At 33.0% G+C, this 16,473-nt stretch carries 15 protein-coding genes and 1 pseudogene; 3 read left to right on the top strand and 13 right to left on the bottom strand.

Annotation, left to right across the window (positions count from 1 at the left end):
* The first annotated feature begins 70 nt into the window (after positions 1-70).
* From ACJDU8_RS01780 to ACJDU8_RS01790, 3 genes are all read left to right on the top strand, one after another.
* Positions 71-538, top strand: a complete 468-nt coding sequence (locus ACJDU8_RS01780; RefSeq protein WP_406790430.1) for a helix-turn-helix domain-containing protein — start codon at positions 71-73, stop codon at positions 536-538.
* Positions 519-998, top strand: a complete 480-nt coding sequence (locus ACJDU8_RS01785; protein WP_406790431.1) for a transposase — start codon at positions 519-521, stop codon at positions 996-998. The genes ACJDU8_RS01780 and ACJDU8_RS01785 overlap by 20 nt, the downstream gene beginning before the upstream one ends.
* 79 nt (positions 999-1,077) lie before the next feature.
* A protein-coding gene (locus ACJDU8_RS01790; protein WP_406790575.1) for an IS5 family transposase occupies positions 1,078-1,894 on the top strand; the annotation gives its coding sequence in 2 pieces (ribosomal slippage) (positions 1,078-1,460 and positions 1,459-1,894; 819 coding nt in all).
* Positions 1,895-1,992: 98 nt separating this feature from the next.
* Here ACJDU8_RS01790 and ACJDU8_RS01795 read toward each other — a convergent pair.
* The 13 genes and pseudogenes from ACJDU8_RS01795 to ACJDU8_RS01855 all read right to left on the bottom strand — a co-directional run bounded on the left by ACJDU8_RS01795 (position 1,993) and on the right by ACJDU8_RS01855 (position 16,081).
* The gene (locus ACJDU8_RS01795; RefSeq protein WP_406790432.1) at positions 1,993-2,295 is read right to left on the bottom strand and encodes a hypothetical protein; all 303 of its coding nucleotides are present in this window, start codon (positions 2,293-2,295) and stop codon (positions 1,993-1,995) included.
* Between the two features lie 397 nt (positions 2,296-2,692).
* Positions 2,693-3,865: an IS110 family RNA-guided transposase gene (locus tag ACJDU8_RS01800; protein ID WP_406790433.1), complete on the bottom strand. Its 1,173-nt coding sequence runs from the start codon at positions 3,863-3,865 to the stop codon at positions 2,693-2,695.
* A gap of 370 nt (positions 3,866-4,235) precedes the next feature.
* The gene (locus ACJDU8_RS01805; protein ID WP_406790434.1) at positions 4,236-5,375 is read right to left on the bottom strand and encodes an Ig-like domain-containing protein; all 1,140 of its coding nucleotides are present in this window, start codon (positions 5,373-5,375) and stop codon (positions 4,236-4,238) included.
* Between the two features lie 165 nt (positions 5,376-5,540).
* Positions 5,541-5,990, bottom strand: a complete 450-nt coding sequence (locus ACJDU8_RS01810) for a hypothetical protein (protein WP_406790435.1) — start codon at positions 5,988-5,990, stop codon at positions 5,541-5,543.
* Positions 5,991-6,340: 350 nt separating this feature from the next.
* Positions 6,341-8,302 (bottom strand): hypothetical protein, encoded by a 1,962-nt coding sequence (locus ACJDU8_RS01815; protein ID WP_406790436.1) that lies wholly within the window; start codon positions 8,300-8,302, stop codon positions 6,341-6,343.
* 169 nt (positions 8,303-8,471) lie between these two features.
* Positions 8,472-8,675 (bottom strand): annotated as a pseudogene (locus tag ACJDU8_RS01820) (hypothetical protein); the annotation flags it as partial.
* Between the two features lie 338 nt (positions 8,676-9,013).
* Positions 9,014-9,352, bottom strand: coding sequence for a hypothetical protein (locus tag ACJDU8_RS01825; protein ID WP_406790437.1), 339 nt, complete (start codon positions 9,350-9,352; stop codon positions 9,014-9,016).
* Positions 9,353-9,926: 574 nt separating this feature from the next.
* Complete coding sequence (locus tag ACJDU8_RS01830; protein WP_406790438.1) at positions 9,927-10,721, bottom strand: SLAP domain-containing protein; 795 nt, start codon at positions 10,719-10,721, stop codon at positions 9,927-9,929.
* 369 nt (positions 10,722-11,090) lie between these two features.
* On the bottom strand, positions 11,091-11,261 hold the full coding sequence (locus tag ACJDU8_RS01835; protein ID WP_406790439.1) for a hypothetical protein: 171 nt from the start codon (positions 11,259-11,261) through the stop codon (positions 11,091-11,093).
* A 328-nt stretch (positions 11,262-11,589) separates the two neighbouring features.
* Positions 11,590-12,030, bottom strand: coding sequence for a hypothetical protein (locus ACJDU8_RS01840; protein WP_406790440.1), 441 nt, complete (start codon positions 12,028-12,030; stop codon positions 11,590-11,592).
* 147 nt (positions 12,031-12,177) lie between these two features.
* Entirely contained in the window at positions 12,178-12,543 is a 366-nt protein-coding gene (locus ACJDU8_RS01845; protein ID WP_406790441.1) for a hypothetical protein, read from the bottom strand.
* Positions 12,544-12,727: 184 nt separating this feature from the next.
* Entirely contained in the window at positions 12,728-12,880 is a 153-nt protein-coding gene (locus tag ACJDU8_RS01850; RefSeq protein ID WP_406790442.1) for a hypothetical protein, read from the bottom strand.
* 924 nt (positions 12,881-13,804) lie between these two features.
* Positions 13,805-16,081: a beta strand repeat-containing protein gene (locus ACJDU8_RS01855; protein ID WP_406790443.1), complete on the bottom strand. Its 2,277-nt coding sequence runs from the start codon at positions 16,079-16,081 to the stop codon at positions 13,805-13,807.
* Positions 16,082-16,473 lie beyond the last annotated feature (392 nt).

Genomic DNA, 16,473 nt, shown 5'->3' on the forward strand with positions numbered 1-16,473 from the left:
CTATCCAGGTCAACTACCGAAATGACATTATTTGCTTTAGCCTCAAAAAGAATATACGGAAAATGAAAAATTGGAGATAAAAAAAGTTTACAAAAAAACTCATACTCATAAAGATAGAGGTAGACTGTTGTGTGTAAAATTAAGGGTAGTAAATGGATTGTCCCTGAAAGAAATCTCAAATATAACAGAGTACTCTTTATCAGCAGTAAGCCATGTAGTAAATTTATATAACAGATATGGAATACAGAAAGTACTTGTGAAAAAATATGGTGGCAATCACAGAAATATGACACCAGAAGAAGAGAAAGAGTTCTTAGAACCCTTTAGGCAACAAGCATTATCAGGAGAAATTTTAGAAGTAAGCGAAATTATAACTGCATATTCAAATAAGCTTAATAAGAAGGTATCAAAATCCACTGTTTATGATTTATTACACCGTAATGGCTGGAGAAAAGTAATGCCAAGGAGTAAACATCCTAATAAAGCAGATGATGAAACCATAGAGGTGTATAAAAAAAATGTTTGGAAAAGTAGCTGAATTGCAACAATATTGTACACAAGTAAATAAAAGTTTTCGCTCGATATTTCAAGGTGAAGCAGGCTTTGGACGTATAAACAAACCTAAAAGATGTTGGTGTAAGGGTAATATAAGGCCTGCTGTTCCTTGTCATAGAATTAGAGAATATACATATGCTTATGGTGCTGTTTCACCACTTGATGGATATATGGTTTCCCTTGTCCTTCCCAAATGTAATACACAATGTATGAATATATCTCTTGCTGAAGTATCAAATCGATATCCTCATGACTATATTTTAATGACTACTGATAATGCAGCCTGGCATAAATCAAAAGGTCTCGTTATTCCCGAAAATATAGAGATTTTTCCCTTATTGTCATATACTCCTGAGCTTAACCCTATTGAAATGATTGGGGATGAAATTCGTAAAAAATTCTTTAGAAATAAGTTATTTAAAACATTAAGAACTTATCCCTAAATAGTTTCCGGTATGATACGATAATTAAAAAAAAGGGCTAGAGAGGGTTCTACAAATGATACAAAAGCAATCATTGTAGATAACTGATGAGTTTTGGGAAGAAGTAAAAGATCTAATACCTAAGAAACAAAGAGAACCGAATGAAGAATATAAACGAGCTGCTGGTGCTGGAAGAAAGCCAATGGAATCGAGAAAAATATTAGAAGCAATTTTTTATGTACTTCGGACAGGTATACAGTGGAAAGCACTGCCAAAAGAAAAGTTTGGAGCATCTAGTTCAATACACAGATATTTTATGGCATGGTGCAAGGCAGGAGTATTTGAGAATATGTGGGAGCTAAGCCTTGAGCGATACAACGAAATGCAAGAAATTGATTGGGAGTGGCTTAGTATAGATGGAAGTATGAATAAAGCTCCTCTTGCAAAAGAATCTGTTGGGGCAAATCCAACAGAACGAGGAAAAAAATGGAATCAAAAAGCATATCCTCGTAGACGGCAGAGGAGTACCGTTATCAGTGGTGGTAACGGGAGCAAATCGTCATGATGTATCGCAACTGAAAGAAGTACTTAATTCCATAGTTATAGAACGACCAGAACCCACAGCTAAAAATCCTCAGAACCTTTGTGCGGACAATGGATATACTGGAGAGCCAACTTTAGAAATTATAGTTCTTAGAGGCTATATTCCTCATGTAGTTTCCCGAAGGCAAGAAAAAAAGAATATGGAGAACAATCCAGATTATAAAGCTCGTCGTTGGTTAGTAGAAGTAACCCATTCATGGATGAATCGCTTTAGAAAATTGCTTGTTCGATTTGAGAAAAAAGATATTTCCCATTTAGGTCTTATTAATTTTGCATGCGCTTTTATTGCTGTTAGAAAAATACAAATTATTTAGGGATAAGCTCTAAGTGTAGTTTCTGATAAATTATGCGAAGATATTGTTAAATCTATTACAGGTTGGAATTAGATAATATCAGCACTTTTAAAGCCTAATTAGTATGAATATATCGTAGCTGCTGTTGCTGTTGGGTTAGCATTCCATTGATTACTTGCATCTGATGCCTTATATATCTTGCCGCCTACTTCATAACCATAGTTATTCATATTTAATATAAGATCAAAAAAAGTTGATTTATTAAGTAGTATACTACCTATGCTGCCTTTATCTGTAACAGGCGTAGTAGACATATTATATATATCACCATCTTTTACATAGGCAACTCCGCCTAAGGAAGTTGCAATTATTGCAGCTATTGCAACCTTTGACAATCCCATATATACTTTTTTACTTATCATTTAGTATCCCCCTACCTCAATAATTTTAATTTATCTTTTATTTACTTCTATTTTCATAGAATTTCACTATTAATAAACAAGTAGTATAAATTTATATATGTTGTTATATTGAATATATGGATGATATTGTTCGAAAAAGATTAGACGCAAGCATAAAAGCATAAGTCGTATTCCAATATTTTCAAGAAGGCACACCTATAGAGCTCTAATGCTTACCCTACCATATCTCACGGAGTACATATCTATGTCTCTACATTCCTTCGTTCTGCATTTTAGAGCAGGTGTTAGCATTAATCCTCGTATACTGGGTCAATTAAGCCCTCATGGGGGTTTGAACGTGCTTTAACCTTACTTCTTTCAAAGAACTATAAAATCAATATATCTTTGTATATTTAAATTAAGCTACTTGTTGATAACTCGTTAAGCCATGAACTTTGTCATGTATATATGTTGTTTTTTTCTTACATAAAGTGTACATAACTTTTATAAGTCTTACACTTAGTGCAACAACTGCTTGTTTTCCTGTTAACTGATTCTGGTGTCTTTTCGTTAAATGAGCATATATTTCCTTAAATGCAGCATTTTTAGCTAACATTACAGTCGCTGCCTGATACAGAATGTTTCTTAAATTCGAACGTCCTCTTTTACTTATCTTAGTTTTACCTTTTTTCATACCAGAACTACTTTCTTTTAGATTAAGTCCTGCTACTTTCTGTATTTGCTTATAGCTTTCGTATTTTGATATATTTCCAACTTCAGCTAAAAAACCTGCAGCTGTTACTATTCCTACACCTTTTATGCTAAATAAATATTCTGAATAACCTGTCTGCATAAGATATTCTTCCATAAGCTTTTCTACATCATCTAATTCTTTTTGTAAGCTTTCTAATTGCCTTAAAATAAGCTTTAATCTATATCTGGCACCTTCAAGCCCTACGGCCACTCCTATGGAAAGTCTAGCTGCACTATAAACTAATTCCGCCTTCTTAAGACCAACTCGCTTGCTTGTTGCTTTCAGAAGTTCTTCAGCAAGCTCATGAACTCCAAGTTTAACTATATCCTGCGGAAAAGGACAGTTTTTTAATATATATAAGGCTGACTTCCCTAAGATATCTGAAAATAGCTTTTTAAGTTCTGGAAAATATTCATCTAATAGCGCTATTAGTCTTACTTTTTCTGTAATAAACTGTCTTTTTAAATCTTGTCTGTTATTACTGCACAATCTAAGATTTACATAGAGTTCTTCCTCAAACATACAATTTAGATATTGACCTTGATATACAAGTTTGGCGATAATTCTAGCATCTTTCTTATCATTCTTAGTTGGACTATTATCCTCCAACTCTTTAATTTTATTAACATGGTAAGGATTAACCAAGCACAGCTCTATACCATGACTTTTTAAATAATATGCAATATTCTTCCAATAGTGACCTGTCGGTTCCATTCCAACTAATACACCATTTAAATTGTATTTTACCTCTAACTGCTTAATTAAACCTAATAGACACTCAAACGATTCTCTGGTATTCTTTATAAGGAATGTTTTTTTTATATATTCGCCATTCACTACAAATTGACCTTAGTGATTTTCCTTTGCTATGTCTATTCCTAATATTAATGTGTTAGGAACTATAATTCGATTATTCATATTGTTTTCCTCCTGATATAGATTGTTGTTGTCTTCTTGCAAGTGACACAATATATTTATATCAGTTTTTTTATTTCATTCAAAGCCTAAAACTCTTTATTACAGGAATACTCATATATTCATTTACAAAAAGTAATAATTATCATAATTATTCTACAATAAGCACAAATATCCTTTATTTTTTATATCTTCACTATTTTTCTATAGCGTATTAAACATCAAATTAAAAAGCACCTTGCAATAAATCTGTAGGCACTTTTTAATTATATTGTTCTAATTTCATTTTCCATCAGTTAATAGCAATAGAACAAGTTAAATTATATCCCTGATTCCATCCAGCTCCATTGACTGTTATTGTCCCAATTCCTGTGGAACGTTGTAAATTTCCTACTAATCTTATGTTTGCTTCATAATCATGGGTTGCATCTACTATTGTTGCTGATTCTACGGTTAATCCCGTGAAGTCTCCTCCGAGTGTTATACTATTTGTATTTAAGTTTTGTGTAAAATTCCCCAATCCTTGTATCTTTACTTGAATTGTTTGGTCAAAATTAGTATTTGCAGATACTGAATTTGTAGATGGTACCAATACTGTTATTATTGTTTTATTAAACGATAGCTGCGCCAGTTGTAATATTATTACTTCATTATCTATATCATTTTGCGTCACATTAGTACTCTCTGCCACAGCCTGTGCTACTGATATAGCTTCATTTAATGCATCCATTGCAGCTTGTGAACAATCACCTACGCTATTTCCAACTGAAACTATGTCAGCCATGTTTTGTGCCTCGGATATTTCATTGTTTAATTGTGTTTTATATATTGCTTGATTACTTACAGTTACAATAGCACTTACAGCATAATTACCATAACCAGCTAATATTCCGTTAATAGCCACTTGTCCAACATTTGCATATGTCGCTGCTGTAGTTGCTGCTGCATTCCAAGTAATTGCTGCACTTGCAGTTGTTCCATCACTTAGCGTAACATTTACAGTTGATGGTAGTGTAGGCACTACTCCTACTGCTGTAGCCGGTATGGTAATAGCACTTGCGAAACTGACTGTTAAAGTTGTTTGAGCAGAAGCACTTATTGGTGTAAGATTTGTTTTTATATCTGAATATATTGTATCTATTGTTGCTGTGGGGTTAGTAATAAATATATCATTTACATCTGGTGCTTTATATAGTTTACTCCCTACTTCATAACCATAGTTCCCCATATTAGTTATCATATTAAAAAGAGTTGATCTATTATTAAGCAATATGTTGCCTATTCCTCCTTCGTCTGTAATAGGCGTAGTAGATATATTATATATATCACCATCTTTTGCATAAACAACTCCACCTAAAGAAGTTGCAATTATTGCAATTATTGTAGTTATTGCAATTTTTGACAATCCCATACATACTTTTTTACTTATCATATATAGTTCCTCCTTGTATATCCATTTACAAAAAAGTAATAATTATTATACTATTCTACAATAAGTACAAATATCCTCTATTCTTTATATCTTCGCTATTCTTTATATCTTCGCTATTTTTCTATTGTACCTTATAAAAAATAAGGATAGCAGATTTTACTATCCTTATTTTGACTTAATAACTATTGCAACATCTTTATTGTTTTGCAATATGACAACTGTAGCTTGGTGTGTATCTTTTTTAGAAACGAATCCCATTAAGCTGTTGGATTTTTTTTGATCCTGGGTTATAGTCCAGCCATCTTGCTTAAAGATATTTTCATAGTTTTGCAATACTTCAGTATTGGTAGAGTTTTTTATAGTGTAATTTGCAGTAGTTAATCCTGAAGAATTCGGTGGAGCAGTGCTAACTGCTTTCATGTCACTATTATATGCAGGAATATAAGATAATTCCTTAGTGTAGGTAATTTTAGTATTGGTTGTATTTCTAGCAGCATTAGATTTAGTAGTATTAGGCTTGCTAACATTACTGGTATTATTAGAAGTCTTAGCACTACATGCAACAAAGAAAATAGATATAGTTAACACTATAAAAGTAAAGAAAACTTTTTTCATATTAATCACCCCCTACTTTTTTCCCAACATAATTTATTTTAGTACATTTATGGGGGATGTCAAGTTTTATATATTTTCTACTTTCCTAAGTGACTTTGCTCATCTATTGCAATATCCATAAGCTTAACTCCGGACTACAGCCTGTACACTGGCAACATCTGTACAGGCATCTATTTGAGTTGACCAAAGCTATTATATATTAGTTAAATTATTTAACAGACTTACATCCATGACTTGCTACTGGCCACTTGACTTTAGTCTTACCAGACGGGGCTTCCACCCGTTAAATTACACGACTTTGCTCAGCCACAACCGGAATATTAGAGTTAAATCTTTTAATGCATTTACAATCACTTATTTGAAACGGCTGCTGCGTGTACTACTATATTTAATCTGCTGCATTTTCCAGTGGTTGCTATAACGGCTTGTATCGTATATGATTGAGAAGTAATGGTACCTGTTAACGCTGGAACTTTCTTTATCTCGATTGATGCAGTTCCATCTGGGTTTTGAATAATATCTAGATTCTTATCAATACCAGTAATACTTGGAATATCACTTGATAGCATTACTGTATAATTATTAACATCACTGTATTTAGTCAGTGCATTGCCGTTTTGATCATAAGCTTTAAATGGAATATTTACATCTGTATCACCAGCAGCCACTGATTGACTTGGAGCCATTAAAAAAGTAAGTGTGTCTAACATTAATTTTTTCTTTAATGTTAAATCAGTAGTTGATGTATTACCGTTTAATGTAGACACTGTAATACTTATTGGTTCATCTGCCACAAGTTCATAATCACCTGCTTTAGGACTAACCTGTATTGCTGCATTATTATAATTATTTGGATCCCTAACTAATTGAACTTGTAAGTGTGTTGGATCAGAAGAAACTATTTGTACATTTCCGTTATCGTCTTTCATTAATCCCTCATTTATTAAGTCATAACTTTTAGTTGTATTTCCAGTGGAATCTGTTGCTGTATAGTCTATATAGAATGAATCCGCAGTATCTCCATCAGTTAATACTGCATTAGCATTATTGGTGCAATATAAATTATTTAATGTTATGTTACTTAAAGTTGTCTGACTTTGAGGTATTGTTAAATTAGCACTTGTTGTAGTCCCTGTTGATCGGTCAGTTGCAGCTATTGTAGTAGTAGCATATTGTGTTAAGTTGCTGCCACTAATAAAAGGTGAAACTGTCAACACACCGTTACTTGCTGTAATAGTTCCTATATTACATGTCCAAGTAATATCCTGCACTAACGCAGAAGTTGTTATATCATTTCCGTATTGATCCAATACCTTATAAGTTGCATACCCATTATCTACACCACTAGTACTGGATGAATAAAGATCTAATGTAGTTGAAGTTATCATGATTTTACTAACCTTTGAATCTCCCTTTATACCAGCTCCAGGGTTAGATGTATCTAAATATACTGAAGTTCCAGATTCCACTTCCAATAATGTAACAATAACTTGTTTATCGACATCAGAAGAATTATTAAATGTTATAGTTCCTGTTCCTGTTGATGGCTCTAAGACTATGGATGAACTTACAGATGCAACTGCATTTATTTCTGATGCTGGAACTGTTTTGGTAATATCTGTACCATTTTCATCTATTACCTTGTATTGGAATGTAATTGTGTTAGTTCCAGTTTTTGTTAGGACAGCTGAAGCAAACTCAACTCTGTGAATCGTTGTAGTTGTTCCACCAGCCGATGAAGTATTTACTAATGCATAAATAGTTCCATCACCAGTGGTTATTGTAACAGTATTTGCTGAAGTAACACCTAATATTGTTAATGTTGTTCCGCTAAGGCTATAACTTGTAGACGCCAGTGCTGTTCCATCTGATGCCACAGACTTAACAGTTGCCCCACTTGGAAGAGTTACAGTAACATAGTTTTGCCCAAATGTGGAATTATAGTTTCCAGTTAAAGTTGCTTGTGGAGTATAGCTTGTTGGTGTATTATTTTTTTCCATATATGAATATATTGTAGCCGCTGATGCTGTGGGGTTAGCCTTCCATTGATTATTTGCATCTGTTGCATTATATATTTTACTCCCTGCTTCATATCCATAGGTACTCATATTTAATATAAGATCAGAAAGAGTTGATCTATTGTTAAGCAATATGTTACCTATGCTTCCTTCGTCTGTAATAGAGGTGGCAGATCCTGTAGGTAATTTGTATATATCACCCTCCTTTGCATAGACAACACCGCTTAAGGAAGTTGCAATTATTGCAGCTATGGCAACCTTTGACAATCCCATATATATTTTTTTATTTGCCATTTATATTCCCCCTTTTCTTGGCAATCTTTACTCCTTAATTATCAGTAAGGTTTATTGCTTGTACATTAAATGGTATTAATAAAAAATATTAAAAAAGCTTCTATATTAAAGCCTATTTTTCACTTTATTAATTAACCAATATTTATACACCCTTCTAATTATATATTATTTATGATAATAATTCCATACAATGTAATGCAATTCTCACTGAAAAGCACTTATCTATTATCTCCTCGATTTTAAATGTGTGCCGAAACTTGTGTGGGTGCATTCTTATGTCCAGCTTGCTTTCCATCCTGTTTAGGAGCTTGTTCACAGCATCCCTGTGCATTTTCGCTGACCTGTTGGTTAGGATTAGATACTCACTCTCTGCAAATTTATTATTTCTACGTTCTCCCTCTAAGTACTCCCTCTAAGTACTCTTTTACTGGATCCACTACTTCTCCTCTCAGCGGTACTTCTCTTCTTTTACCGCCTTTACACCAAGCTACAGTTAGATTCATGCTAGTACACCTATATCCTTCAGTTTAATGTTTACTAGCTCTTATACCAGTATACAGGAGCAGCAGTATTATCAGCCTATCTCTTGATAGTACTTTTTCTGATTGAATTAAAAATAGGAGCCTTTCTATTTATTCATCTGTAAAAATTTCTACCTCACCTTCACTGCCTGCTGCTATTTTTTCTGCAGTAATTACTATATCCATATGTCTATCGGTAGTAGATTTCCCTGCTATTGAAGTCATTATATCCTTTTATTGATTCTTCTATTCCTGACTTTCCATGTTTGTAATAAACATAATAGCATTGTATTTCTACATGCCCGTTACATTGCAACCTTTCGTAAAGTTCCCTTGCCTCTTTAATATCTACTTTTAGAGCTATATCACATTTTACAAATATGTAGAAGGTGATAAAATCCGCATCCCCCACACCCTTGCAATCTTCAGCCAGTACCTCTGCAGTCTCGTAGTTCAGATAGGGTTCAAATTCTATGTGATTCTTTTCTACCTTCCTTATGAATTCTGTTATTACAGATGCTTCTTCCATGGAAACTTAGACATACCTTCTGCAGGTCATTTCTATCTCTTTGGCCATGAATTTGATGATGATTGGAATGTTATTTGATGTGTCCATATTATACTCCCCCCTTGATTATCTCTTTTCTTATTCAAGGGAATAATATATATTTCATTTTCTTATTATTACAGATTCACTGCATTATTTAAATTATGCAGTAAGGTTTTATGTATGAGATTTGTCAAAGAATGTTCATATCAGTAGAATGATTATTTCTTCAGTTCTTAGAGAATTTTTATGCAGTGTATTTTTTCATTCTTTTGCAGTGAACCCAAAAAATAGAGGAGTATTCCTAAAAGATACTCTCTCAGCATTCGTTTGACTGTTCTGCTTTCACCCAATATATGAACTGACTATTTTCTTGACTTAAACGCATTTTTAGATGTGTTAGTACAATTTTTCCCGTTCATTTATTTAGATGGAAGGAGAAAAGCTGCACTTTCCTTCTATGATTTATTTCCCAGTGTCAATTATCATTTTTTATGCAAAAATCCAACTCTTTATGAGGGCTTGATAGAATTTGAAAACAGCCTAAATGCCCCTTCTATGCAAATGCCACATGAAATTTATCCATACTCATTGGTTTGTCTGTAGTTAAATTTGTTTCAAAAGCCAAATTACATATTTTTGCTTTCATTGATTTTACTGAAAAGTCTTTCATGATAAATTTTCCTGCAGCAACTATATTATTATTTTCATCTTTTACTGTCAAAGGTATTTCACTAATGTTTATATCCTTATCTGCAGAATTTCTTATTACTAAGGTCACAATAAGTTTGCCACCGATTTGAAGCCCTATGTTAAAAGTAGACATACTGAGCTGGTTCTTTTCTATTTTAGGTAGTTTTTCTAAGAACTTCTGCAAATCATGTTTGAACCCCATAAGTTCCTCTGGTAATTCTTCATATCCTATCTTGGCATAATTTACTGCTTTTAGTGATGAATTAAATATTACTTTACATTCATCTAAGCTTATGCCATTTAAATCTAAATCTTTTTTATTGAAATAAAGCTTCCATGGAGTAGCAGCACAAGCTGGTATGTCCCCTATTTCTCTTAAGTCAAAAACCTGGCTACAAAGAACTTTTCCATTTCCATCTATTAAAACCAATGGTACATCTTCAAAATTTATTTTTCTGTTTAATCCATTTCTAAAATAAACTTTAGCTTCTAGCTCTTCTCTATCATCATATATATAAATAGTTGCTATATTTACGTCATTTTCCTTTATAGGTGATAACTCTTCTATTTCTTCTTGCATTATTTCCTTTTGAATATCTGAAATTATACATTCTAATTGTTGTGGTAATGATAGCTCTGTTTTTATTTCTTGTGACATTTGCCGCCTCCTATTATTTTCTAGTTCAACAAAACTCTAGCTTTAATTAGTGCTCTCAATAAAAAATCACTTAGCATAAAGCTTTTAAAATCACACTACACTTCTGCTAAGAGGTTTTTATATTTCACTTTAAGTACTCCTGATTTATTCAAATTTGGTAAGTAATTAGCCTACTACTATTTTAGCGTTATATTTGCTACATTCTTCCCCTTTTTAACTGCCTGCACGTTTACCTTCATACCTTTATAGGCCTTTTTAAGTTCCTTTGCATACTTATCTGCTAATGCCTTTGCATCTTTTATCAGACACGGTATCTTTTACTATTATGGTTGCTACAGCCATACCATTTTGAACATACACCTGACCAGCTTAAACTCCACTTTCCTTTTTTAAATCTTCAGTGTGCTTTTTATCTACCGCTACTTCTTTAGGACTTTTATCTGGTTTTACAGCCTCATGCTTTGCACCACAAGCTACTAATGATAACACAAATACTAGCATTATTGCTATTGTTGATATCTTCACAGTTATTTTTTTCATATACGTCCTCTCATATTTATTATACCATATTGTATTACCCATAATATAGATAATTGAATTATAAAAAATGTGGCTAATCTTCCTAAAATTTATTCATTATCACTGTTTATGTACTCAATCCTAGTTAGCCCTGGTTACCTCTAACCCCATAATAACTTCATATTAACCCTACCTTATAATTAAATTAAATAGTTAAAAGTTCTGGGCGTATGTATAGATTCTTGATAAAAGGAAAGTCTATTGCAATACCCAAATTTCTAGGTTGACATTTATAATTTTCTCAAATCCAGCTGCTATTTTTTCTGCAGTAATTACTATATCCATATGTCTACTCCTCCCCTATATAGCGGTAGTAGATTTCCCTGGCATTAGAATCACTATATCCTTTTATTGATTCTTCTGTTCCTGATTTTTCATGTTTATAGTAGACATAATACCATTGTATTTCTACATGCCCATTACATTGCAACCTTGTGTAAAGTTCTCTTGCCTCTTTAATATCTACTTTTAGGGCTATATCACATCTTACAAATACGTAGAATCTGATAAAATCAGCATCTTCTACACCATTGCAGCTTTCAGACAGTACCTTTGTAGTCTCATAGTTTAGATAGGATTCAAATTCTATGTGATTCTTTTCTACCTTTCTTATGAATTCTGCTACTACATATACTTCTTCCATGGAAACTTCACAGTACCTTCTGCAGGCCATTTCTATCTCTTTTGCCATGAATTTGATGATGATTGAAATGTTATTTGACATGTCCATATTATACTCCTCCCTTGATTATCTTTTTTCTATTCAAGGGAATAATATATATCTAATTTTCTCATTATTACAATTTTGGGGACAAATTAAGCCTGAAACAGAATTCTATTTCCATTTCAGGTTAGCCTACCACAAATTCACTTCTTTTTACTTGTTAGGAATTATCATTGCATTTATATTTTTTCCTTTATAGTATGCTCTAGCTTTATCCATGTATTTACTTACATTTGAATACTTGTTTTTATCCTGTATACCTTTTTTAAACTTCAAGGTTAGCATTACAGTATTGCCATTATGACTTATGTATGCATATTCCAGATCAGGATCAATCTTTAATATTTCATCGGTTATAGCTTTATCTATATTATTGGGCTTTATCCCTTTATCTTCCATTATTTTATCCGATGCTTGTACTCTTTTGTTGAAGCCATATTTTTGATAACCATAGTATCCTCCAATTGCTACTATTATTACCAGTACTACTGCTGCTATTATTTTTGCTTGCTTCTTCACCTAACTCACCTCCCCTGCACCCAATAATTATTATATTACTAATAATGAACTAATAAAAGACCATTCACTGTATTATTTAGGTAGCGGAACAATATATATTTCATGGATGGTTCTTTACATGTATACAAAAAATGAAACCTACAATAGAATTTTATTCCTCTTAGCATTGCATTTTAGAACAATGTCAAGGGTTGAAATGGGTAAAAACTACAATTATACCTGCATTTACGGTCTCTTTATTTCTCATTTTCATCTTATTTCCTACTAAGGTACTAATTATTCCTATTACCTTTACATTTCCCAAATACCTCAATCCAGGCAACACAAGTGTAATCAACCATATGCACCAATAGTCCCATAATGACTTAGTATCTATTTTATTCTATAATAGTAACATGAAGTAGCTATAGTTATAGTAATATTATAGAGTCTCAGTAGGCTCTATAATTAAAATTACTCTTTACTATATTGCTAAGTGACCGTTGAAAATATAATAGAATTTGTTGGAGTGACTTTAAGTAATGGATTAGGGTAGGAATGTTTGTTGTTGAAGCTGATTCACTACAGAATTTAGATTATGCAGTGAAGCCTTAAGTGTGGAATTTAGCAGTAATTGTTGATAGGGATAGAATTGTACCTTTCTTTATCCTTGCAAGATTGTTTTGCAGTGTATTTCCACATTCTTTTGCAGTAAAATCTGCTTTGTGTCAAACATTCTCACTATTAGCTTATTATTAGTTGTAGGGGAAAAACTAACTGGATTTGATTATAATTAATCAGTATCCACATCTATTAACATAATCCATGTTACCTCCAACCTCATAATGACTTAACATTCACTTTACACTATAATTAGATAAAGATAATAAACGGAAGACAATCAGAAAAAATCTTACTTTATCCAACAGATTTTTAATATATAGCTTGTTTAATTTTTAGGCGTTGAACCTTAATTTTTAAGTATTGAAAGTCACATAAAGTTCACATATCTACTTGATATTATAACTACAATTTTTGGTTATAATATTAAGTAATAAGAAAAGACCCCTAGATAAAGTAATGCTCTATCCAACAGTCTTTCAATATGACTTGTTTAGTTTTTTAGCTAGAGGTAGGATCTAACTATATTATGAATTGAGATATGATGTGCGTTCATGTTTTAAATAAAAGAAGGAAGGTTTCCCTTCCCACCTGTTTTTCATTTATCCATATATATTATGTTCAAAATCTCCTAGAGACCTTATGAACATGATAAGTTTGATTATTTTATTGTTAAAGTAGTACCTGCTGTTAATGGGTTACCAGCAACGTCAGTAACAGTTGCTCCCACTAAAGACTTAACAGTAACAGATGTTGCAGCATTATACTGAGCTTTAGTTAATCCAGTTATAACGTATTTACCAGTATCGCTTCCAACTCCTGCTGAAATTCCTAAACCACCAACTTGTACTCCATCTAAATAAACAGCATAATCTGTTCCATAAACTGGAGCTCCAGCTAATGTTTCACCTGTACCAACAGTTATAGTGTAATCACTATTTAAAGTAGCAGTTTTTATTACTGGTGCAACATTATCATTAAGCTGAACAGTTGTTGTTACTGGAACAACTGTGTCTCCAGCTGTATCCTTAACTCCTGATATATACAATACTGCAGCATCATCAGTTGTTGCTATAGTACCTGCTGGAATTGTAATAGTTGCAGTATCTTTAGCAGGATTCAATGTTACAGTAGTTCCAGTTGGAAGAGCATTTCCGTTTATTGTATAATCAGCAGCATTTATAGCTGAGCCTGCAGCAGTTCCCCCTACAACTGTTGTTCCAAAATTAATAGTATATACATTATTTGTTATAACTGGTTGTAAAAGAGCATTTAAAGTAGCTACAGGCGCACTAGTGTCTGAAGATTTAGCTACGTTTCCTGGTGTTATTGTGAATGTACCAGTTGATGTAGCTGTACCAAAATCTACAACAGTGCTATAAGCAACTGAATTATTTGGTGTTACAGCTTCATCAGTTAATGTTCCTGCTGCAAAAGTAAATGTATATTTACCAGTTAAAGGAACTGAGTTTGTTGGTGTTATTGTTACTACTTTATCTCCAGGTGCAACTGGGGATAGATTTAGTACACCTAACGCAGTAGTACCTGTACACAATACACCATCACTGTCAACTACACTTAAATTAGCTAATGAAGCAGCACTTAATGCAGAATCTGAACTCAATACTATACTAGTTACATTACCAGCACCATCTTTTACTACCTTTACGCCAGTAATTGCTGGTTTGGTAGTATCTTTTGTTAATGTAACTGACTTAGTTACTGCTGCAAGTGAGTTGCCCAATGAATCTTGAATAGTTGTTGGTAATGCTACTGAGAATGTTTGTGTAGTTTTAGTAGCAAATATATTGTTTGGACTAGTTACCAAATATACTTTATCATTATTAAGATCTGGTTGAGTGATTACAGGTACACCAAAAGTTGCTGCACTATTATTTGAATCTACAATATTTAATGCTGCAGCTGTTACAGTTGCTGGAGTTACATCCTTGTCAAATGTAAGAGTAAATGCATTATCTACATCTGCTGAAGGAGCAAGTGTAGCTACTGGAGCTGCGTTATCAACTGTTACATTAAATGATTGCCCAAATGTTGTAGCAATATTACCAACTATATCAGCTAACCCAACAAACTGAACTGAGTGAGCTTTTGTTGCATCTAAATCTGTTACAAAGTTTGCGCTTAAATGATCAGCCGCTAGAACTCCAACAACACCAGTTCCATCAACTTTTACTGAACCTAATGAACCAATTGGTTCTGAAAAATTAACTGTAAAAGATGTAGCTACAGCAGTTTTTGTTGATGCAGTAATACTTGTTACTGTAGGAGCAACCGTATCTTTATATGTTAATGTACTTACATATCTTGGTGTTAAAGCTGTATTATCAGTAGCACTTGCTATTGGTTCAACGTCAACCACTGCTTGATCAGTTCCTGCATTTGCTACACCAGTGAGTGTTGTAGCAGCTGCGAATGTTAAAACAACTGTTTTTCCATCTGATTGTAATACTGCAGTAGTTGGGGGTGTTCCACCTACTGCATAGTTAGCAGTATTTTCTGCTCCATTAGCACCTACGCCACTTGCAACTGCTGATGAAAATACTACTTTCATCTGTGTAGCATTAATAGCGCTAGCTGAAGAAACTGCTAATGCACCTGCTTTGCTAACAGTGAATGCTGACGCAATTACTGCAGTTCCTCCTTGGTAAGATACTGAATCAACAACACTTTGATCAGCTGATGTTGATGCTGCTACTGTTGGTACTGTCAATGTAACAACATTTCCATTAGTATTAATAGCTGTAGGAGTTACTGTTGTAGCTGTTGCACCACCTATTGATTGAGTTACAGCAAAATCGCTAATTGCTGGTGCTGTTGTAGGTGCTGCACTTAATGTTACTGTTACTGTTACTGTTCCATTAATAGCACTAACTAACCCTAAAACCATTCTGTTTTTATCTCTCTTAAACCTAGTCATATCAATACCGTTGACGATTAGGTATTCTATATATAGTTGAACTATAGTTAAACTATTCTTAGTTACGCTAATAATTACAATTTAAATCATTTTTTGTCTACAGTTTTACCCTAGTGTAGATAAACACTTTATTTTTAGGCAAAAAAATAACAGCGATTTTACTCACTGTTATTCATCCGATATTATTAAGTGTTTAGCATTTCCTTCACTCTATGGCTGTATCCATACTTATTAAGGAACTCTATCAATGCTATTTCTAATATTTGCCTCTGCGTTACATTCTTTTCATCCGGATACTCTTTTAATAGAAATTTTAAGCTACTCATCATTTGCACTGACAGTACAGTTGCAATACCCGGAACCAAATATGCTGGTATTTTGTTTGTAGTTCG

Origin of the sequence: Candidatus Clostridium eludens (genome assembly GCF_045310515.1) — a bacterium.
Lineage (GTDB): Bacteria > Bacillota > Clostridia > Clostridiales > Clostridiaceae > Clostridium_B > Clostridium_B eludens.